This window comes from Moorena sp. SIO3H5, assembly GCF_010692395.1.
Taxonomy (GTDB): domain Bacteria; phylum Cyanobacteriota; class Cyanobacteriia; order Cyanobacteriales; family Coleofasciculaceae; genus Moorena.
The window spans coordinates 14,080-35,413 of the sequence record NZ_JAAHHS010000041.1 but is presented as its reverse complement, the minus strand read 5'-3'; the positions used below and the strand labels follow the sequence as shown (position 1 = coordinate 35,413).

General features: G+C 41.5%; 18 protein-coding genes. 11 read left to right on the top strand and 7 right to left on the bottom strand.

The window, feature by feature from the left end; genetic code table 11:
- Positions 1–197 precede the first annotated feature (197 nt).
- Entirely contained in the window at positions 198–395 is a 198-nt protein-coding gene (locus tag F6K52_RS07340) for a hypothetical protein (RefSeq protein WP_293075873.1), read from the top strand.
- On the opposite strand, the gene proB is transcribed toward F6K52_RS07340, so the two are convergent.
- Positions 331–1,446, bottom strand: coding sequence for a glutamate 5-kinase (gene proB / locus F6K52_RS07335; protein WP_293075871.1), 1,116 nt, complete (start codon positions 1,444–1,446; stop codon positions 331–333). The two genes, F6K52_RS07340 and proB, sit on opposite strands and share 65 nt — an antisense overlap.
- On the opposite strand from proB, the gene F6K52_RS07330 reads away from it, so the two are divergent.
- Both F6K52_RS07330 and F6K52_RS07325 read left to right on the top strand, forming a co-directional pair.
- The gene (locus tag F6K52_RS07330; RefSeq protein WP_293075869.1) at positions 1,446–1,655 is read left to right on the top strand and encodes a hypothetical protein; all 210 of its coding nucleotides are present in this window, start codon (positions 1,446–1,448) and stop codon (positions 1,653–1,655) included. The genes proB and F6K52_RS07330 overlap by 1 nt on opposite strands.
- Before the next feature lie 323 nt (positions 1,656–1,978).
- On the top strand, positions 1,979–2,887 hold the full coding sequence (locus F6K52_RS07325; protein ID WP_293075867.1) for an MBL fold metallo-hydrolase: 909 nt from the start codon (positions 1,979–1,981) through the stop codon (positions 2,885–2,887).
- Between the two features lie 398 nt (positions 2,888–3,285).
- Here the strand turns inward: F6K52_RS07325 and F6K52_RS07320 are convergent, their stop codons facing one another.
- Positions 3,286–4,119, bottom strand: coding sequence for a hypothetical protein (locus F6K52_RS07320; protein ID WP_293075865.1), 834 nt, complete (start codon positions 4,117–4,119; stop codon positions 3,286–3,288).
- An 850-nt stretch (positions 4,120–4,969) separates the two neighbouring features.
- Here F6K52_RS07320 and F6K52_RS07315 point away from each other — a divergent pair.
- From F6K52_RS07315 to F6K52_RS07300, 4 genes are read left to right on the top strand one after another with little or no spacing between them, the layout of a single operon-like run.
- The gene (locus tag F6K52_RS07315) at positions 4,970–6,220 is read left to right on the top strand and encodes an ABC transporter substrate-binding protein (RefSeq protein WP_293075863.1); all 1,251 of its coding nucleotides are present in this window, start codon (positions 4,970–4,972) and stop codon (positions 6,218–6,220) included.
- The gene (locus F6K52_RS07310) at positions 6,217–7,098 is read left to right on the top strand and encodes a sugar ABC transporter permease (protein ID WP_293075861.1); all 882 of its coding nucleotides are present in this window, start codon (positions 6,217–6,219) and stop codon (positions 7,096–7,098) included. The genes F6K52_RS07315 and F6K52_RS07310 overlap by 4 nt, the downstream gene beginning before the upstream one ends.
- On the top strand, positions 7,098–7,976 hold the full coding sequence (locus F6K52_RS07305) for a carbohydrate ABC transporter permease (protein WP_293075859.1): 879 nt from the start codon (positions 7,098–7,100) through the stop codon (positions 7,974–7,976). Before F6K52_RS07310 ends, F6K52_RS07305 begins: the two co-directional genes overlap by 1 nt.
- A gap of 29 nt (positions 7,977–8,005) precedes the next feature.
- Positions 8,006–9,088, top strand: coding sequence for an ABC transporter ATP-binding protein (locus F6K52_RS07300; protein WP_293075857.1), 1,083 nt, complete (start codon positions 8,006–8,008; stop codon positions 9,086–9,088).
- Between the two features lie 288 nt (positions 9,089–9,376).
- On the opposite strand, the gene F6K52_RS07295 is transcribed toward F6K52_RS07300, so the two are convergent.
- On the bottom strand, positions 9,377–10,327 hold the full coding sequence (locus F6K52_RS07295) for a hypothetical protein (RefSeq protein ID WP_293075855.1): 951 nt from the start codon (positions 10,325–10,327) through the stop codon (positions 9,377–9,379).
- A 778-nt stretch (positions 10,328–11,105) separates the two neighbouring features.
- Between F6K52_RS07295 and F6K52_RS07290 the strand changes: the two genes are divergently transcribed.
- Positions 11,106–11,303, top strand: a complete 198-nt coding sequence (locus F6K52_RS07290) for a hypothetical protein (protein ID WP_293075853.1) — start codon at positions 11,106–11,108, stop codon at positions 11,301–11,303.
- Positions 11,304–11,474: 171 nt separating this feature from the next.
- On the opposite strand, the gene F6K52_RS07285 is transcribed toward F6K52_RS07290, so the two are convergent.
- Positions 11,475–13,799, bottom strand: coding sequence for a VWA domain-containing protein (locus F6K52_RS07285; RefSeq protein WP_293075851.1), 2,325 nt, complete (start codon positions 13,797–13,799; stop codon positions 11,475–11,477).
- Between the two features lie 483 nt (positions 13,800–14,282).
- Positions 14,283–15,434 (bottom strand): metallophosphoesterase, encoded by a 1,152-nt coding sequence (locus F6K52_RS07280; RefSeq protein WP_293075849.1) that lies wholly within the window; start codon positions 15,432–15,434, stop codon positions 14,283–14,285.
- A gap of 237 nt (positions 15,435–15,671) precedes the next feature.
- On the opposite strand from F6K52_RS07280, the gene F6K52_RS07275 reads away from it, so the two are divergent.
- The 3 genes from F6K52_RS07275 (at position 15,672) to F6K52_RS07265 (ending at position 16,764) form a co-directional block, all read left to right on the top strand.
- Complete coding sequence (locus tag F6K52_RS07275) at positions 15,672–15,800, top strand: hypothetical protein (RefSeq protein WP_293075847.1); 129 nt, start codon at positions 15,672–15,674, stop codon at positions 15,798–15,800.
- A gap of 110 nt (positions 15,801–15,910) precedes the next feature.
- On the top strand, positions 15,911–16,165 hold the full coding sequence (locus F6K52_RS07270; protein ID WP_293075845.1) for a hypothetical protein: 255 nt from the start codon (positions 15,911–15,913) through the stop codon (positions 16,163–16,165).
- 467 nt (positions 16,166–16,632) lie between these two features.
- The gene (locus tag F6K52_RS07265; protein ID WP_293075843.1) at positions 16,633–16,764 is read left to right on the top strand and encodes a hypothetical protein; all 132 of its coding nucleotides are present in this window, start codon (positions 16,633–16,635) and stop codon (positions 16,762–16,764) included.
- An 8-nt stretch (positions 16,765–16,772) separates the two neighbouring features.
- Here F6K52_RS07265 and F6K52_RS07260 read toward each other — a convergent pair whose 3' ends face one another.
- Both F6K52_RS07260 and F6K52_RS07255 read right to left on the bottom strand, forming a co-directional pair.
- The gene (locus tag F6K52_RS07260; protein ID WP_293075841.1) at positions 16,773–20,150 is read right to left on the bottom strand and encodes an ATP-binding protein; all 3,378 of its coding nucleotides are present in this window, start codon (positions 20,148–20,150) and stop codon (positions 16,773–16,775) included.
- 118 nt (positions 20,151–20,268) lie between these two features.
- Positions 20,269–20,919, bottom strand: coding sequence for a ribonuclease H-like domain-containing protein (locus tag F6K52_RS07255; protein WP_293075839.1), 651 nt, complete (start codon positions 20,917–20,919; stop codon positions 20,269–20,271).
- Between the last annotated feature and the right edge of the window lie 415 nt (positions 20,920–21,334).

Sequence of the window (21,334 nt, the reverse complement as noted above, 5' to 3'; positions counted from 1 at the left end):
GAGTTGATGACGATTCCTATTGGGGATGTGAATGCTCAACAAAAACTGGTAAAAGATGGTGAAAGTAGCCCAAAAGATATTCGCCGCCATGCGGAAGAATGGGTAACTAAAAATCAAGAACTCTTTGATAGTTGGGTAGAGTCAGCCAAAGAGGCAGCCACGAATTAAAACTATCCTCAAAAAACCACTATATCACCTTGATCAGAGCTATCAGGTACACAAGATTTTTTCCCGATTCCCGATTCCCGATTCCCGATTCCCGACTCCCGATTCCCGACTCCCAACTGCCGACTGCCGACTCCCTACTCCCTACTCCCTACTCCCTACTCCCTAATTCATCAGGACCAAATTATCCCGATGAACCACAGTTTCTGCCCCCTTGTAACCCAAAATAGTCAGGATTTGTTCGGATTGATGCCCTCGAATCTTATGTAATTCATTACTGTTGTAGTTCACCAGTCCCCTAGCAATTTCCATGCCATTGCTGTCACATAGCTCTACGGCATCTGATGAGCGGAAATCCCCTTCTATGCGAGTAATACCAGCCGCTAATAGAGATTTGCCCCCATCGGAAATTGCCTTGACCGCTCCATTATCAATATAAAGTTTCCCTACCGGCACTAAACTGTAAGCAATCCAGTGCTTGCGGGCTTTATTGGTTTGAGCTTGGGGGGCAAACTGGGTGCCCAGGGATTCTCCCTGTAAAATTCTTTCAATGTTATCTGGACGTCGTCCTTCAGTGATTACAGTTCTGACCCCAGCATTGGTAGCAATTCGGGCAGCAGCAACTTTGGTTACCATCCCACCAGTGCCCCAACCAGAGCCTGAGTCATCAGCTTGTACCTCTAGTTCAGCTAATTCCTCAATGCTGTTGATTGAAATAATTGGTTCAGCATCCGGTACCTTACGGGGGTCTGCTGAGTAAAGTCTATCCACATCAGTTAGTAAAAACAACCAATCGGATTCAATCAAACTAGCTACTAGGGCGCTAAGGGTATCGTTATCACCAAATTTAAGTTCATCTACAGCTACAGTATCATTTTCATTCACCACTGGGATCACCCCCAGCTGGAGTAGCTCCCGAAAGGTAGCATAGGCATTAACATAGCAACTACGCTGAACAAAATCTCGACGGCTGAGGAGAATCTGAGCAATAGGTTGGTTGAGGTTGTTAAATAAGTCATCATATATCCGCATCAGCCTTCCTTGACCAACTGCTGCGATCGCTTGTTTGAGAGCGAGTGTATTCGGTCGTGATGTTAACCCCAGTCGCCCACACCCAATCCCCACAGCGCCAGAGGTAACCAGTACCACTTGATGACCTTCAGAACGCAGCCGAGTCAGTGTTTCCACTAGGGCGGCAATAGTGGATAGGGCCAGCTGACCTGTTGCTGGTTGGGTTAAACTAGATGTGCCGACTTTGACAACTATCTTTTGATTGGTCATTGGTCATTACTCTGGTTTCTGTTGATCATACCTCCGAGGGGGAATCTATGTCAGGGGTAGTGTTCCTCTGGTACCACTGCCAAGGATGTGACCAAAATCACATGATTTGGTGGTGTAACTTACAAGACATTCAGGTGAATATTGCTAAGCTTTTGGGAATCATAGGAATAAGAAGTACTTGGTATCAGCCAGTACAGTTTCAGATTTAGGAACTATACTGGTAGACTTGAGCTACTTTGTATAATCGACACACCCTAGAACAACAGAGGAATTCAGTCAGTTAATCACCTCTAACCAGTAACAATCCAGGTGAGATCGTTGGTGATTTTTAGTGTGACTCTTGTGCTAAGGTGTGCTGTGCAAATAGCTTGAATTATAGCTAGAAAAGGTAAGGGGAAATAGGAATTCGGCTAAGGGTACTTGACTATTCTAGCTTTACCTTTGCCCCTTCCTGGATTACCATACACTGACACCCTCTTCGTCAGAAAACCCTCACTGATGAACTAACTGCAAAAGCCTGCAAGGAAAAATTATGTCTAATACCCACAACTTATTCACTATTCGTTTTTGGGGCGTCAGAGGTAGTATTGCCTGTCCAGGACCAGAAACAGTTCGGTATGGAGGCAACACACCTTGTATAGAGATGCGAGTTGGTAGTGAGCGTCTAATTTTTGATGGTGGTACAGGGTTGCGAGTTTTGGGACAGTCTCTACTCAAGGAGATGCCAGTAGAAGCTCATCTATTTTTTACCCACTCCCATTGGGACCATATTCAGGGTTTCCCTTTCTTTACCCCTGCCTTTATTAAAAGGAATTGTTTTCATATTTATGGCACCCGTGCTCCTAACGGTGCCACCATCGAGAATCGTCTAACTGATCAGATGACCCACCCAAATTTTCCGGTTCCCTTGCAAATTATGCAATCAAAAAAGGAGTTCCATGACCTTGAGATTGGAGAAACAGTAAATATTGGTGAGATTACCGTAGAAAATGCACCCTTGAACCATCCAGGTGAAGCCGTTGGCTATCGAGTTAACTGGCGAGGCTATTCAGCTGCCTACATCACTGACACAGAACATCTCGAAGAGGGTTTCGATAAAAATGTCCTGCAGCTGGCCCATAATGCGGACGTGATGATTTACGATGCTGCCTACACCGATGAAGAATACTACTCTGAGGTATCAAGCAAAATGGGTTGGGGACATTCTACCTGGCAGGAAGCTATCAAAGTTGCTCGAGCTGCTAATGCCAAAAAATTAGTCATTTTCCATCATGATCCCCTGCATAATGATGATTTTTTGGACCATATCGGAGAACAGGCTGTTAAGGAGTTTTCTAATACGGTTATGGCGCGGGAAGGTTTGGCAATTGAGCTAGTGGAATCCTCTAGGTCACATCTGCTTGAGCGTAAGGATGGGAAAATGCCTCTGAGCAAAGTTTAATATAGTAATTATCAATGGAGTGAGGTACAAAATGCTGGGTTTTAGCAAGCAGGGAGTAGGGGAGTAGGGAGTAGGGAAAATAAAATTGAATTTACCTGATAAGCATGATCAACAGTATGCTCAACGCTATATCATTTCTAAAATTAAAATTGCTAATTACTAATTAACAATTAACTCCCATAAAATAACTGACTTTAAAAGTGATTAACTGTAATTAAAATAACATGCTTCTTATAGTCATAGGCGGTCTTTTTAGAGTAAAGACCGCCTATAAAGTGCTGCTGATAGTTTGTCAGCGGTCAGTGGTCAGCGGTCAGCTTCTTTTATTAAAAAGCTGTTTCCGTAGCTTGGCCAATAGCTGTTCGCCTAGCGCTAATCGCTCTTCCCTTACTTATTATCTAAGCTGCAACTTGAACTTCCTCAGATACTTGGGGTGCTGCTTTTAGAGATGTTTGGAGAGATTCTAGCTGAGCCGATAGGTTGTAGATTTGACTTTGGAGTGCTTCAACTAGCACAAGTTCTTTTGCCAGAACGTGAGGATTTCTGATGGTTGTGGATTGTTCAGAACCAGAAGAAGTATTCTGGATGCGATCGCGAATGGGGGTTCCCCCCTGTGGCCGACTGCTTCCCTTGGTGTAGCCTAAGAAACTTTGAGTAGAGGCAAACTGATAGATTCCAGCTTTTACCTTACTCTGCTGCCATGACATCCCTAGGTTTTCAAGCACTGGTTCCTCGGTAATTACTAACGGTTCCATAACTTTTATCGGTTTCTCCATGACCACGGTCCCAGAAACCTCCTTTGCCATCGGTACGCTGGCAGCCTCAGCAAATTTTACTTCTTCATAAGCGACCACATTCTCTAGCTTCTGTTGCTTCTGTGTGTTCAGCTCAGATGTTGAAACTTGTAGTTGTTGAATTAACTTTTCCTTTTCCTGAAGAGCTTGCTCGATAGTGTCTAACTCAGACTCAATGTTAGCTGACTTCCGGGAAGAGTCCTGCCACCCAGCTAAAGTAGCATTAGATACACCTACTCCCAAACTGATTAACATCGCTAGTCCCAAGTAAGGAGCTGCCGCATCCTTGACCTTACCATGGAAAAAGAGTTCATCTTGGATGCGGATGGTAAGGGACTCTTCACCAAATATGGCTACAGGTAAGGTGAAGACACAAAAGAGTGTAGTGGAAATGAAGACTGGTGCCAAGATTAATTTTTGGATTGTAGACCCGTTCACAATTACTCCCTTAGGATAGCTACTTAAAACTCAATGACTAGTACCGTCAGCAGTCAGCAGTCAGCAGTCAGCAGTCAGCAATCAGTAGTCAGCTTCAAATAAACCTCTAAGGAGAGAATTTAAGAGTTCGAGATTAATCAGAATTTAAAGTCTGGGTAAAATCCCATAAGCTGAGATAACACAGATTAAACCAATGCTTACCTCTTGTCTTGATGCAGTCGCTTATTTAAAAGCTGAACGCGCACGCGTGCGCGTAGCGCATTAACTGATAACTGATAGCTGATAGCCAAATTAAAAATGCCAACTTAAAAACGCTGATCATGTCAGCTTTTCGTTGGTTTTGAACGGTAGCTTTATTACCAGCGTTTTGTCCTAGTTTGAAGCTCAGGGGTTTGCGATCGCATCTGCGTTATGTTAGCGATTGGGTATACCTCATGTTTGATTTAAGTCGAATCCTAGAGCAACTCCATAACTTCCCTTAACTTTTAGTTATCGACTGTTCTTGGTGAGATCGGTAGATTATTTGTGTACGGAGCAAAAAAGCGCGAAAATGCCTGCTCGGCACGCCTGTACGTTACCTAGCTATTGAGTTCAAGACCAGTACTAGAACTTGTTTAAGGTAAGCATTTAATCATGAACCAATCTACATTCGATAAATCTTTTCTGAGACAAATCGTGTTATCAACAATTATCTTTGCTCTTCTGAGCTTGCCCATAGTTATGCTCGGAGCAAAGCCGATCTGTATGAATCTCCTACAGAGTCGGATAGTTGATGGTAAACTTATAAATGCTGCGACGCGCTGATTAAGGTTTCACTAAACTGCTTAGACCTGTAGTAATCCTGATTATTTTGGGAATCCTGGTTGCCAGTGTGCTCCTGTCCCAGTTTTGGGCACTACCAGCACTGACCCAGCACCCTGTGAAACTCACCCTATTGATGGGAGCGGGGGAGTTTTCTGATTGGCAGGAACTACTGGTAAAGAATTTTGAGCTAGAGAATCCAGATATTCAAATCGAACTGATCGAAGGACCATTAAACTCTGACTTAACAGAAGACCTCTATACCTCTGCTTTCATCTTAGGAGACTCACCCTATGACCTGATTAACATGGACGTGATTTGGACTCCTAAGTTTGCCGCTGCAGGGTGGTTACTAGATTTATCGGAGCGAGTTAGTCAGGACTATTTAAAGGAATTTCTGGATAAAGCAGTTGATTCAGGACGCTACCAGGGGAAACTATACCGCATACCATTCCGTTCCGATGGTGGTATGCTCTACTATCGTCAGGATTTGCTAGAGCAAGCTGGATTCCAAGCCCCAAAAACCTTTGAGCAGTTGGTCACCATTTCCCAACAATTGCAGGAAAACCATGATCCAAAATGGGGCTATCTTTGGCAAGGTCGTCAATATGAAGGGTTGTCAGCCATGTTTGTAGAAATACTTGCAGGGTTTGGTGGCTTTTGGGTTGACCCAGAAACCTTGGAGGTGGGTTTGGATAAACCGGAAGCGATTAAAGCTGTAGAGTTTCTGCGCAGCACCATTAAACAAGGGATTTCACCCCCTGGTGTCACTACCTATCAGGAAGAAGAAACACGACTGTTGTTTCAAAATAGGGATGCGGTATTTCTGAGGAATTGGCCCTATGTTTGGTCATTGGCAAATCAAGAGGGTTCAAAGGTCAAAGGCAAGATTGGCATTAGCCCTATGGTTCATGGTCCTGGTGGCAAAGCTGGTGCTTGCTTAGGAGGTTGGGGTTTGGGAATTGCTAAATCTTCCAAACATCCTGAGGAAGCCTGGAGAGCTATTGAGTATTTCACCAGTGAGAAAGCCCAGCGTCGGTATACTCTGGAAACTGGCTATCTGCCAACCCGACGGAAGCTGTTTGCAGACCCAGACATTGTTGCGAAATATCCCCACTATCCAAAAATGCTAGACGTGTTAGAAGGGGCTGTCTTGCGTCCACCAGTTGCCCAATATTCCCAGGTATCGGATATTTTACAACGGTACCTCAATGCCGTGCTAACTAATCCCAAACTTAGTCCTGAAAAAACGATGAAAGCAGCAGCTGATCAAACCCGTAGGCTGTTGTCGGTAGAATGAAAACTGATCCGATAGCAGCACAGGAACAAAGGACAGGGTGGTTGTTGGTAACACCAGCATTGTTACTACTGCTGCTAGTCTATGGCTATCCTATTTTGCGTTCGTTCTGGTTAAGTTTATTCACTAAGAACCTAGGGACACAGCTACAACCGGTGTTTTCTGGTCTGAATAATTATGGGCGAATGATGGGGGATGGTCGCTTCTGGCACAGTCTCTGGAATACTGTGATTTTTACCTCAGTATCTGTTGGTCTGGAACTGGTGTTAGGAATTGCGATCGCATTAATTTTAAATCAAACCTTTAAAGGAAGGGGTATTGTCCGCACCATCGCCATCCTGCCTTGGGCCTTGCCAACTGCTTTGATCGGTCTAGTCTGGGCTTGGATGTTTAATGACCAGTTTGGGGTTTGGAATGATATCTTACTGCGTCTAGGTATTATTAAAGACGGAATCAACTGGCTAGGATACCCGACAACAGCAATGATGGCTGTCATTGCCGCAGATGTTTGGAAAACGACACCATTCATCAGCATTTTGCTCCTAGCTGGCTTGCAGTCTATTCCCCAAGACCTATACGAAGCCTATGCCCTAGACGGTGCTACACCTTGGCAAAGTTTCAAGCAAATTACTCTACCGCTATTGACGCCCCAAATCCTAATTTCCCTACTGTTCCGCTTTGCCCAAGCTTTCGGAGTCTTCGACCTGATCAAAGTGATGACTGGAGGTGGTCCCGGAGGAGCGACAGAAGTTGTATCTCTCTACATCTATACCACTGTCATGGATTATCTAGACTTTGGTTATGGTGCTGCCCTTGTGGTAGTAACCTTTTTGATACTGGTAACCACGGTAGTGATTATAGCCCTAGGCTCACGTAACTAATGACTAGTCTTCCTAACTCATCATCTCCTCAAACCAAAACGAAACAAATTAACATTATCAAACTAATTATCCTGCCCCTAGGAATCATCTTATTGGTAATTTTATGCCTAGCACCACTCCTCTGGCAATTGCTCACCTCCCTCAAAGTCAATCAAGATATTTCTTCCCTTCCTAATATTTATTTTCCCACACGGTATACCCTTGACCACTATATAAATTTATTTACCAGCCGTCCCCTAGTCCACTATATTTTCAATAGCGCCTTTGTATCCATCGCTTCCACACTATTGTGTTTAGGGATAGGAACTCCCGCTGCTTACGCCTTAGCACGGTTAACCCTAAGGGGAGAAAAAATCATCCTTGCTGGGATTATTATTATTAGCTTATTTCCCTTTATTTTGATATTTCTAGGACTCCTGGAAATTATCCAGATTCTTAAACTAGGAAATAATTATATAAGCCTGATTGTTTCCTATACAGCTATCAACCTTCCTCTCACCCTGTTAGTGATGCGCAGCTTTTTTCAACAGCTACCGCGAGAGCTAGAAGATGCTGCTAAAGTTGATGGCTATAGCACCTGGCAAATGCTAATCCAAATTCTGTTACCCCTAACGGTTCCAGCGTTAGTAACCACAGGAATACTTACCTTTATTTTTGCTTGGAATGAATTTATTTTATCCCTCACTTTCATTAGCCAAGAATCTCTGAAAACCCTGCCCGTTGCTGCCGCTCAGTTAAGTGGTTCTTTAGGAAAAGAGATTCCCTACGGTGCGATTGCAGCTATGACAGTTATAGGAACATTTCCCCTAGTGGTATTAGTAATGTTTTTCCAAGGTAAAATTGTCCAAGGTTTAACATCGGGAGCAGTCAAGGGTTAACTATTTGGGGGTTTAAGGTTGACGATAGTATGGCTAAACTAGAGCTACATAATATTAATAAAATCTACAAGACTAACAAGGGTAATGTCATCCCAGTTAAAGACATTAGCTTACAAGTGGATGAAGGAGAATTTCTGACCCTACTTGGGCCATCGGGATGTGGTAAATCTACTATGCTGCGACTAATTGCTGGGTTAGAGCAACCCACCCATGGCAAAGTAGTTATCAATGGACGGGATGTTACTCATGTCAGACCAGGCGATCGCAATATTGCTATGGTTTTCCAAAGCTATGCTCTCTATCCTCATATGACCGTATATGACAATATGGCAGCTAGTCTGAAACTCCATAAGGTTCCTTCTGACCAAATTCGGAGCCTGGTGCAGGAGGTAGCTAGTAAACTGGGATTGGAAAATTTGATGGACCGCAAGCCTAGTCAGCTATCTGGTGGTCAGCGGCAGCGGGTTGCTCTGGGCAGGGCATTGGTGCGGCAACCGGCTGTGTTTTTGTTAGACGAACCTCTGAGTAACTTGGATGCTTTGCTGCGAGAGCAAGTTAGGGCGGATTTGAAGCAGCTATTTGTTGCTCAAAAGGCACCGGTGGTTTATGTGACTCATGACCAAACCGAAGCAATGACCCTCTCAACTAAGATTGCGGTTTTATGTGAGGGTAAGCTGCAACAGCTAGATACACCCCAGGGCATTTACAACCAGCCAGCAAATCAGTTTGTAGCTAGTTTTGTGGGTTCTCCCCAAATGAATTTACTGACACTTAACTGTCAGGGGAATTATGCCCTCTTGGGTCAGGTCAAAATTTCTTTGCCAAATTTGGCTCAAGTTCCGCCAAAGATTGTTCTAGGTATCCGTCCAGAAGATGTGGCTCTAGCTCAACCAAATGATAAATATAGGATTGAGGGTAGAATCTACCTGGTGGAAAATCTAGGCATGCATAATTTAATTAGTATTCGGGTTAAGGGGTCAGACTCTCTCAGCATCCGGGCGTTATTACCTAATAATTTAACTTGGGAAACAGAAGAAGTGACCCTGGCGATACGACCCCAGTCGATTCACTGGTTTGATAGTGAAACATGGGTTCGTGTAGTGGTTGTTTAGAGTATCGAGTTTTCGCCGACTAATTTGATAAAAACTATAGTTATAATAACTTTTTATGTTTATCGTCCTGATATTGAAGTTGAGAAATTAGACAACTCTGCGACTGTTCATAATGAATTAATTTTACCTGGTTTTGTGCTGAAACTTGATAAAGTTTGGTAAAGTTAGAGGAAATAAGTAAATGTTGTTTGCCCACCGTAGATCTGTTCACTGTTCTATTGTGATTAATCCTAGGTGGGCATTACCTACTAACTTAGCATTGGCACTAGGTTAGTATATAACCAGTGTTTAAGCAATGCTTAACCAAGTAGTAGCAAAGAACTTATCTTGATTATTCCAAAGTTCAACTAGATCAGACTGAGCATCACTATTTACATCGGTAACTAAGTAATCAGTATCATCTCGAAAATCCCCTACTTGTGTATTACTGCCGAGGCTAAATCCACCGTTACCATCACTAATCCAAGTCGCAGCAAAGAAATTATTGTTATTATTCCAAACCTCGACTAGATCAGATTCACCATCCCCATTTACATCAGCGACTAAGTAATCAGTATCGTCTCGAAAATCCCCGACTCTGGTATTACCGCCGAGGTTAAATCCACCGTTACCATCACTAATCCAAGTCGCAGCAAAGAAACTATTGTTACTATTCCAAACCTCGACTAGATCAGACTCACCATCCCCATTTACATCGGCTACTAAGTAATCAGTATCGTCTCGAAAATCTCCGACTCTGGTATTACCGGCTAAGTCAAATCCACCGTTACCATCACTAACCCAAGTCGCAGCAAAGAAACTATTGTTACTATTCCAAACCTCGACTAGATCAGACTCACCATCCCCATTTACATCGGCTACTAAGTAATCAGTATCGGCTCGAAAATCCCCGACTCTGGTATTACCGCCGAGGTTAAATCCACCGTTACCATCACTAATCCAAGTCGCAGCAAAGAAACTATTGTTACTATTCCAAACCTCGACTAGATCAGACTCACCATCCCCATTTACATCGGCGACTAAGTAATCAGTATCGTCTCGAAAATCCCCGACTCTGGTATTACCGCCGAAGTTAAATCCACCCTGACCATTACTAATCCAAGTCGCAGCAAAGAAACTATTGTTACTATTCCAAACCTCGACTAGATCAGACTCACCATCCCCATTTACATCGGTGACTAAGTACTTAGTATCGGCTCGAAAGTCCCCGACTTGAGTTGTTGAACCTAGAGAAAACATTGAAGTTGCACTCCTGTCATATAATTGACATGTTAAATACAGTACGGCAATCGTACTTTGATACAGCACTAAGCATTAAGGTTAGTACATTAATACAAGCTGAAAAGCTTTTATAGTAAACTTTTGCCTTTTGCCGTCTTGATGCAGTCGCTCATGGGGGAAACCCCCAAGACCGCGCTGCATCGCTTTTGCCTTTTGCCTTGCGCTATACTCCCCGCTCTCAAAAAACGGAGATTTTTGGCTCACAGATTCGACTTGCTATGACAGGTTTACATCAAGCACAGTAGAGATCAAATCTTCGCCAGTGTTTAGATATCTAATCCTAGTTACGGTGTAGTAAACCGTGTTTGATAGATGACCAACACATTTCTAGAATCTCTGATTTAACTTAGGCTTGACAGTACCCTTTAGGGTACCTTTTTATTTAATAAAAATTCAGTTAAATTAATTTACGGTGATTTGCATAACTAAGAATTACAGTAACAATAGAGCGGATTTTACTTTGGTGAGCTACAGAGTTTCTGGTTTTAGGGAACAGGGAAGAGAAAAGAGGGAATAGAAAAGAGGGAATAGGGCAAAAAATCTGTGTACTCATTAGGCTGAAAAACCCTATAATGAGGAAACCACTTACGAAAATATTGTGGATAAAATAACAGAATGACTATTCCTAAAAACTTATAGCCATTATCATAGCTGTGAGGTACACAAGTTCTGGATTTTAGGGAATAGGGAAGAGAGAAGAGGGAATAGGGATGCGCTGCATCAAGAGGTGCGACCCGTGGTGAATTTAATTCTTAATACGGAAAGCGTACCTAACAGGGAATCAATGTCAAAGAAGACTGTATTATATAACTGCGATAAACGCTATAGACGAGTTTATGTTTATCGCCCTAGTGTTAAGGTTGTTGAGGAATTAGACAACTCTGCTACTTTTAGTGGTGAGTCAGTTTTAGCTGGTTTTGTGCTGTTCGCGTAGCGTGGCCATTCGCGTAGCGTGGCCCAAAGGCCAAGGCCAAGGTTGTTTGTTAACCCTAGATTTGTTCTATTGGAATTTGTCGTTTGGTGGGCAGTGTCTAGTAACTTGATTGGCTTACTAATTTGATCTGTCTCAACCACTGCCCACCCTACGGGAATTACGTCAAATCTCTCATATTCTATAAGAATAATTGACACGGTTGAAACCGTTTCTTACTTGACCAAAACTACTAAGTTCATGGACAAAAAAAGTGTGATAACCTTGAGGGGTAACATCTGAAATCAATCTCGGTTTTCCTAGATTGCCAGCTAGTGACCTAAATTTGTTCAGTATGATCATATCATCAGCAATGGCTTCTGATGATAAGTGAGTTTTGGCATCTTTAAGTAAGTTAACATGATGGTCAATACGTTTATTAGCAGTATCGAAATCTTTTTGGTAAAGGTCATCAAGGGCATAAAAAGCCACTTCACTCGTCCATAGTGCCAGTGCATGCTCCACGACTAAATTCGTTGGCAAATCCCCTGAAAAAGATAAGTCAAATTCAGGTTTTTGATTCTGGCGAGCAAATGTATCCACATATTGGACTGTTGCTTGTCCGATCGAGGTTTCGGTTTTTTCTTCGGGTATAGCTAACTCAAAAACTATCCAGTAGGTTTCCCCAACAGCTAAATCTGGCACAAAAATACGGATACCTTTCTCTTCTGTGATTAGATCCGGCTGTGGTGTAACCTCAAACTCTTCTTCTGCTTGCTGTCCAACTCTTTTTGCTTCGTCTAACACAGCAGCTCTACTAGCCGGATCGGTGATTAAATCGTGACCATACAAATAAGGAATATCAATATCTCGGTCGATATCTACTTTAATTTGGATATTAATCGCTGCTAAATGCTCTCGTCTACTTAACTCGTCATCGAGACTTATTTTAATATCATCGATATCGGTTACAAACGTAGATTTGCCACCGGTTAACCCAGCTAAAGCCTCAAGTTCTTTGATATTCGCATCTGAACCGAAAGCAAATGTCGATAAGCGAATATCACCACGAGTTTTTCGATCTATATTTTGTCGAATTTTAATCCATTCTGTTTCTCCTGATGTGGGATTGCCATCTGAAAATAAATAGATATGATTCAACGTGTTACTATTGCCATAGCGGCTTATTTCATCTATACCATAGGATATCGCTACATTAATATCTGTTCCGCCCGTTGCGGTCATATTACTGAGAATTTTGCTAAATTTAGCAATGTCAAGTTTTCCGATAGGTGTTGCTTTCAATAGAGTGTTGGGTCGATTGTCAAATTCTATAATCCCAATTACATCATCCTCCCTCATGCTTTTAAATAGCTCTTGAATGGAAGTCTTAACAGCATCTAATTTCTCTCCCTGCATAGAGTAACTGGTATCAATTACAAAAATATAGTTAACAGCAGGTGATTGAATTTTTTTGTGTCCTGTTGGAGCAACATCTGATGCTTTTAAGGCAATTTCAAGATAATGGGTAGCTCTTTTATCACGTTTTTGACTCAGGGTAATTGGCGTAATGCCATAGCTGACAGCCATAGACTGACCAGCTTGAGGGGAAGGTACTCCCTCACTATTTGAGGCGACAAAATCATCGAAGCGAATAGTTGTTTGGTCAACTAATACTCCTTTTTCGATTAAATCTTTGATGCCAACAGTTAGTCTTGTTCCAAATTGATTATTTCTCCTGATGAATAAGCCATCGTGAGGTAAGAGCTTGATATGATTGGTATTTAGAGGTAAAAGATTAGGGGTAAAGCGAGATGAACTATTAAGTAATTTTCTTCCTAGTGATAAATATGAAGTCTTTAAATTAGATGATTTATGACTTAATACAGGATTAATTTCATTAATAATACCAGCACTATTTTGGTCTATATTTTGATTTTTATTTAAACAAGTACTTCTAGGTATTCTAATGCTTTTATTGATGGAAAATTTACTAGTTTTATCATCATATGAGTGTAATTTAAAAACAGATATTTCTTGTTCCAAACTCTCTAAAGCTTGAAAATCATCTGTTATAGTATTTTCTCCTATTTTTATGTCAAGTGATGATTTGATATCTTTGAAATTATTGAACAAACAATATTCTAATTCAGATCCATATAAAACAGAAACCCATATTTTATATATCTTATATACTGTTGATTCACTGATTTTAAAGATACGACTAAGAAGATCAAGATCAAACTTTTGATTAAAGTGGAGCAACGTTAATAAAATTTGCTCTTCTATAGAAAGTTCTGGTTCATTTTTCATCCATTTAATTAGTCGTTTAATTATTTTAATAATATCTAGTCGGACTTGATAATCTAATAAGTCCTTAATTTTGTTAATAATATAATCTAGGTCTTCATAGGTGATGCCTAACCAAAGCTCCGTTTGTTCCGATTTTTTTTCAAGGTACTCCAAAAACTTTTCTTCGTAATGGTTCTGAAGATAGTCCTGAACAACAGCATTAGTCATTATTTATTCTCCTGAAAAACTCAACTAACAATTTGTAATTGTTAACAAAAAATCAAGAAACTTATTATTTCTAGATAGGAGGATAACAGTTCCTATCCAATTCAGAATACGTATTAACTATCTTTGTGAATACTTTCTCTTTCTTTAGACAATCCAACCACTGATCTAGTGCCTCCGATATCCCATAACTTTGCTCAGCTATTTCCTTAGCTTCCCCTCTGTGATTCCCACCCATGACTAACAGTAGTTTAATTTTCAACACATTACTCCTTACATGACGGGGATTACCTGTCAATGCCTTGTTGACAAATTCAAGAGCCACTGGGTTATTCCCCTGGGCTAGAGCAACTTCAGCTTTCCAGTACCAAGGTTCTGGGGATTTAGGGTCAAGGCTATTAGCTTCGTAAAACTTTTTTTCAGCTCTCTTAAACTCTTCATTTTTTAATAACTCACATCCCTGAGCAAGTTTTGCCTTGACTTTAACTATCTCGCTGTTTTTTTTTCCGGCAGATCGGGTTTGTTTCGTTGTTGGCGCAACAATGTCACGGCTACCGGTTCTGTGCCCTCCTGCCCTCTGGGCAGCGTAAATGTAACATCTTTATCAATCTCCCATCCCCCGTGCTGTTTTTTCTCTGCTTTACGGGGATAGATGCGGAGGGAGGCGGTGTTACCTTCAATCTTCAATTCGCATAGTGAGTAACCATGGAACCTTTCCTGGTTTTGGTCTCCCCACCCTTCCATACCGAACAGGGAGCAGCCTTGCAGTCTGCGTCTAGCATTAGCACCACCTTGAGCCAAGCTTCTGAGGTTGGCCTCGTGCATGTGTCCAAACAGATGTAAAGCGAATCGTTCTGGTGGACTATGAATCTCCCCAATTAGCTGGGCTTGGGCTTCGTCAGTTAGCCAATCCTGGGGGTGGTGGGTAAGTAGCAAACAGGCATGGTGGTCTTTTGCCCAAGACGGTCCATTTTTATGACATGCCCCATTGAACTGGCGCAGATCTAGAGCCAGCTTACCCTGTCGGTTACCGCCCATCAGTTGCAGAAAGGCGCTATTTAGTCCTAAAATCCCGAGTCTGAACCCATCCTTCTCAATTGTTGCTGAAAAATCTCCTGGCAGTATGCCCTTTGAGATGTCGGGCTTAGGTACGGTGGTATTGTCCCACCATTCAACATAATTCTCGAAAGCTTTGATTACAAGCTGTCGCTGAGGAGATTCGATGTCATCCCAAAAGTCTCCTTGAATATCAGAATCGTCCCACAGATCCTTCAGAGATTTCAATGTGGGGTGTTTCTGATTCTTGGGTCGAACCAGATCGTGGTTACCAGGTACAGCCAGAAACTTTGGCTCAAATCCCATCTGGCCAAACTTGTCCCAGAAATTATCTAACAGTGTGTCTACCTGATCGAATTCCGATTTACTGCCGCGCTGGGTAATATCCCCAGTAAACATTACCAAATCCAAAGGGCCGACCTGTTGACAAAGGTACTCTAAATCATTGAAGAAAGTTTCCTCAACATTTGGCCAGATATTCTCTAAGCCCTTCATACCCAAATGGAGGTCAGTCAGATGTAACCACCTAAAGATCACCTCCCTGTGATCTGAGGTTTGGTTGAATTCCGTTGAATAACTCACCGATTATCTTTAAGTTAACTATATAGTATTAACTTGTAGATGCATGAAACCCAATCTGGACTTATTCTAACACAGGACAATATAGGAAATAGGGAATCGGGAGTCGGGAGTCGGGAGTCGGAAACAGGATAAAAATTATTACAATTTATTACTTTACTGATTTAATGTTTCCGTAATTATCGATAAAATTAATCCCAAAAAATGCGATTATCTGAAATATATCTATGCGATTTACCTATGGTCACGCTACGCGATGAAGCGAAGCTTCCGCTAAGAGCGATCGCTTCCCAACATTCCCTCTTTTTAATGCTCCCTAAAAAAACGCGATTGACCAAAGGTCACGCTAAAAGCGATCGCATTCCTTAATTCGTACAATTTATGTCAATTACCACTCCCAAAAAATTCTAAAACCCCTTGACAAACTAAACTGTAATCGTTATGATTATAGTTATAAACCGTAAAACGTTTTTTTTACTATGTCTGACAACTTCCGCCCTAACCCAGAAAACAATCCTGAGGAGATTACTCCTAGTAATACTCCTCAGGAACGGTCTCCAAAAAAATACCCCATTAAGCACATTTTGAAAGGCTCCCGCCGGGCAATAACCAACACCATCCATACCCTTTATGCGCGGGGTTACGCCCAAATTGACGAGTGGAGCCCCCTTCAGCCGACTGATATTCCTGGCGAATTCATCACGGTAATGACAAAGTATTTAATGCTGGGTTAAGGGCTTAAATTTCAGGGGGCTTTGCCCCCTGGCCAAAGCATCAGGTCTGATGTTAGCGGTCAGTGGTCAGCGGTCAGCGGTCAGCCTTTGGACTTTGGCTTATAGCTAATAGCTGTTCGCGTAGCGCTTAAACTGTTCATGTAGCGCTTAAACTGATAGCTGATAGCTGATAGCTGATAGCTGATAGCTGATAGCTGATAGCTTACGGTCTGATCGGATTATGTTTGATTAGGTTTACAAAGTTGAGACATAAGTAAAAATTGCTAGCCGTGGAAGGTATTTCTGCGGCTACTTTTTTTTGGTTAGCAGGTTGAAGGTTATTAGGTTGAAGGTTATTAGGTTGAAGGTTAGTAAGTTGAAGGTTGAAGGTTGAAGGTTATGATGCTGAAAGTTATTAGGTTGAAAGTTATTAGGTTGTTTGCCTTTAGCTTTCGGTGTAGGGTAGCTTGTTCGCGTAGCGTGGCCTTTTGGCCAAGGTTAAAGGTTATGATCCGGAAATTACTCTTAATAAAATTCTCCCCATCTCCCCATCTCCCCATCTCCCCAAACTCCCTACTCCCTACTCCCTACTCCCTGTTCCCTGTTCCCTACTCCCTTAAAAACCAATTCAAGTAATCACAATATCCAATTCCGACACCCCAAAGCGCTGGGCTTTAACACACCGTTCAATATAAAGTTCAACTACCCGGTCTTGGTTATTACTCTCTAAAAGTTCCTCAAAAATCCGTTGCGCCTGAGCAAAGTTTTTTTCTACATAATAGGCAACTGCTTCCTCAAACCGAGGAGTTGTGTCGGACTTGAAAGCAATCAAATCCTCAGGATTAGCATCATACACTTCAAAGATTTCCACTGGTTGACTTTTACCCTTAACCTTGACTCGTCCTAGACACCGATAATGATAATTGTCTCGATTATCCAGATCAGTCAAGGTTGGTTTACTAATCAAAATCTCTGTTCCATAAATCTTGGTTAAACTTTCCAAACGGGAGGCCAAATTGACAGTATCAGCAATCACAGTTGTATCCATCCGTTGAGATTCCCCCACTGTGCCTAAAATTAAACTCCCTTTGTGCAAACCAATACCAATCGCAATCGCTTCATAACCACTATTGTGCCGATGGGAGTTATAAAGATAAACTTGCTTTTGCATCTCAATGGCTGCGTTTAGGGCATGATTAGCTTTTTCGGGAAACAAGGCCATCACCGCATCACCAATATATTTATCAATGAAGCCGTTATAATTACGAATCACTGGACTTACTCGACTTAAATAGCCGTTGATAAAATTAAAATTTTCTTCCGGTGACATCATCTCTGATAAAGTAGTAAAAGAACGAATATCCGAAAAAAGTACTGTCATCTCTTTTTGGACATTGTCCCCTAATTGGACATCAAGAATACTTTCCCTTTCTAAAAATTGTAGAAACTCCCGAGGCACAAAGCGTCCATAAGCTACATTAATTTTGGCTAACTGAAGATGAGTCTTAATTCGTGCTAGCAATTCATTCTTGGAGATGGGCTTAGTTAAATAATCATTCGCTCCTGCTGCAAATCCTGCTACCAAATCTGAGATCTGATTTTTAGCGGTTAATAATACTACAGGGAGTTCATTGGGTAGAAATTGCTCACGGATTTTTTTGCAGAACTCATAGCCGGTCATTTTCGGCATCATAATATCCAGCAAAATCAAGTCTGGTCTGCATCCTTGGCAAATTTTTGTAAATGCATCTAGGCCATTAACTGCTTGAGTAATATTATAGTTATGCAGAGAAAGATGGTTGACCAAAACCTGAAGATTTACTGGTTCATCATCTACAATCAAGATGTTAAAGGCTTCGACAGTTGGTGATGATAAGTTCTGATCAGAGATTAGGTGATTAGACATCAGCTGATTAGACATCAGCTGATCAGACATCAGGTGATCAGATATCAGGTGATGTGAGTCATTTGCCATCGCCAAATAATTCTGAACCTGGGAAACTTTCTCTCGCTGTTTCCTCTCTACTTTACCTGTTGATATCGGTAGGGTAAAACTAAACTGTGACCCAAGGTTTGGGGTAGACTCCACATCAATATCTCCGCCGTGGAGCTGCACCAGTTTTTTAGTAACCGCTAAACCTAACCCCACTCCTCCATATTTCCGATTAATGGAACCATCTCCTTGTTCAAAGGCTTCAAAAATTCGGTCTAACTTATCAGGTGGGATACCAATACCTGTATCAGAAACGGTAATTTTAACATAAGACTTTACCACCTCTGCTGATACTTTAATGGTACCACGTTCAGTAAATTTAATGGCATTACCCACTAAATTATAGAGAATCTGTTGGAGTCGGTTTTCATCAGCATCGACTGGGGGACTATATGATGAAACTTGATTAATCAATTGTATATTTTTATTACCAACAAGGGGACGGGATAGCAATAAAACAACTTCTGTTATTTCTCGCATCCCCACTGGCTTGATTCTCAGGTTAATTTGTTTATGCTTGAGAGCAGAAAAATCCAGTAAATCGTTAACAAGCTGAGTTAACCGTTTACCACTAGAGACAATCAGAGAAAGATTCGATGCTGTTGGCTGGGATAACTCACCTGTTGCTCCATCAATCAGGGATTCAGCAATGCCAATAATGCCATTCAGAGGGGTTTTAAGTTCATGAGATGTATTGGCTAAGAATTCATTTTTGAGCTGATCCATTTCCTGAAGAGCAGCATTCTTAGTTTCTAGCTTCTGGTTATACTCCCGTAGTAGTCGCCTGGTTTCAGCAAATCGTCGTTCTAAAATTAATCCTAAGGATAGGATAAACATCAACATTCCCCAAGGATAGAATCGCTGATACCAATTTTCCGGTTCAAAGCGATAAACTAAAATATCATGCATTCCTGTTATAGCCAGGATAGATAATCCGAAACTAAATAGTTTGGCATAATAGTTTTTTTTATTAATAGCTATAGGAATAGCATGAAGCAATAAAATTATTGTACTACCCAGAAGCAAGTAGTGATCAATAGATATCTCATACAACCAGGAACTGTGGTAGATAACAATTAATCCTAAAGAAATGACCGAATAAATTAGGTGAATTTGCCATAACCGCTGGATTATGGAAAAATAGCCTGAGCCAAATATTTGTTCAAAACCAATAAGGCTCAGAATAGGAAGAAAACAAAATGCCGTATATCGACTAAACTCCCAATTCAGGGAATCCTTAAATAATAAGGGAACAATGCTTGATTGGCTAAGGTTGTAAATGCCACCAGCTATGGCTAATAATGCAAAGGATAGAATCAATCGTTTATCTTGAGACCGGAATAAACAGGTTAAACTAAACCACAGCCCAATTAAAATAAAAATACATCCTAAAACGGTGCTGATTTCGTCTTTGAACAAACACCGAATTACGTTAAATTTAGAACCAATAACTATCCGGTCGAAAAATCCGATGTAAATAGACTGCTCAGTCCCGACGTAAACATTAATGAACAATAATTTGCCGGAAAAATTTGAATCAATAGGAACAATTGGCCATTGATACCCTTCACCATTAGTTGGAGGCAATGAGTGAGGAGATAATCGGGTATAAATCAGTTCTTCATCTAAATAAGCTTCTAGTATATTGGGAACTGCTCCGAGATAAAGAGTGGGAGATTGCCATTTACCCTCTGGTAATCTAACCCTTAACCAAACATTGTTTTGCTGTTGATCTGCCTGTGACTTCCATAGTCTTTCTGGAAATGTAAATGGTTGCCAGCAAAGGTTGCCCTTGGCACTCTCGACCTTAGTACAAACCTTGGCATCATGGAGGTTATTGATAGAAACATCACCCCAGAGATACTGCCATCCTTGGGTAATCTCCAATGGCGGCAAGATTTTAGATGCCTGAGATTGTGCTTGACTAGGTGGGATGGTTAATAGGCTAATCAGTACTGATATCAAAAAAGCGCCCAAACACAAGGGGATTTGGGCACGTTTCCAACTAAACATATGTTTCACTGGTATCTGCTGGAGGAGCTATGGGTCACACCCCCCTCTACTAGTTTAAGTTGGATCATTTGAGCTTGAGAGACTGTTTGTTAAACTTTACTTAGCAGTCTGTGATTCTTCAATGTTCAAATACATCTCGATAGTGCAACAAATCCAGAGATACCATAGTCGGTAACGCTTCAAAGCACTGTTGAGCTAGTTCCCAACGGTCTTCCCGTTCCAGCATATTGATCAGTTTTTGCCGCACATTTAACAAGTAGCGCACATCATTAGCAGCGTATTCTAACTGCTGATCAGAGAGGTTAGCAACATTACCCCAGTCAGAACTCTGAGCACTTTTATCCAAATCTATCCGTTCTAGCTCTTTGACCAATTCTTTGAGACCATGGCTACTCGTATAGGTGCGGGCTAACTTACTAGCAATCTTGGTGCAGAATACTGGATTAACTTCAATACCGAGATTTTGCCTGAGCATAGCGACATCAAACCTAGCAAAGTGAAACACTTTGAGCACATTAGTCGCTTCTAACAACTGTTTTAATCGGGGTGCTTCGGTTTGTCCTTTGTCAATGCGGACAAAGGTGACTCGTCCTTGGGGATCACACAGCTGTACAAGACATAAGCGATCGCGTTGGTAAATCAGTCCCATGGTTTCGGTATCCACCGCGAGGGAATCTGCCCTTAGATACTCTTGGCATATAGATTCGGGTAAATCGCGATCGCAAACTTGAAAATCCTTCAATTCTTCGATTACAGTTGTGTTGCTCATTGGTTCAAAGGTTATAGGTTGTAGTTTCTAGAAGCTTGTTGGATGGGATAGTGTTTGATGCGATAGTTTTGATGGGATAATCTTTGATGGGATAGTATTGTTAGGGATAACTCCCAGGATTTGGTTTATTCGATGCTCCTATGGGGTACCCTTTCTGTTCCCATGATCAGAATTTCTGCGGCATAGTTTTCCGTGAAGATGAGAGTAACCACTGAGATTAACCACTACCGGTAGTGTTAGATAGTAGTGTTAGATAGTAGTGTTAGTTAGTAATGTTAGTTATCGCTGTAAAGCGATGTTATAGCACCATAACTAGCAACTAAATCACAGTGGTTACTAGAGTTAAGAACCCTTGATAAAAACTTGGGTTAATTCCACAGTAAATATCAGCAGTAAATATCAGCATTCCCAAACT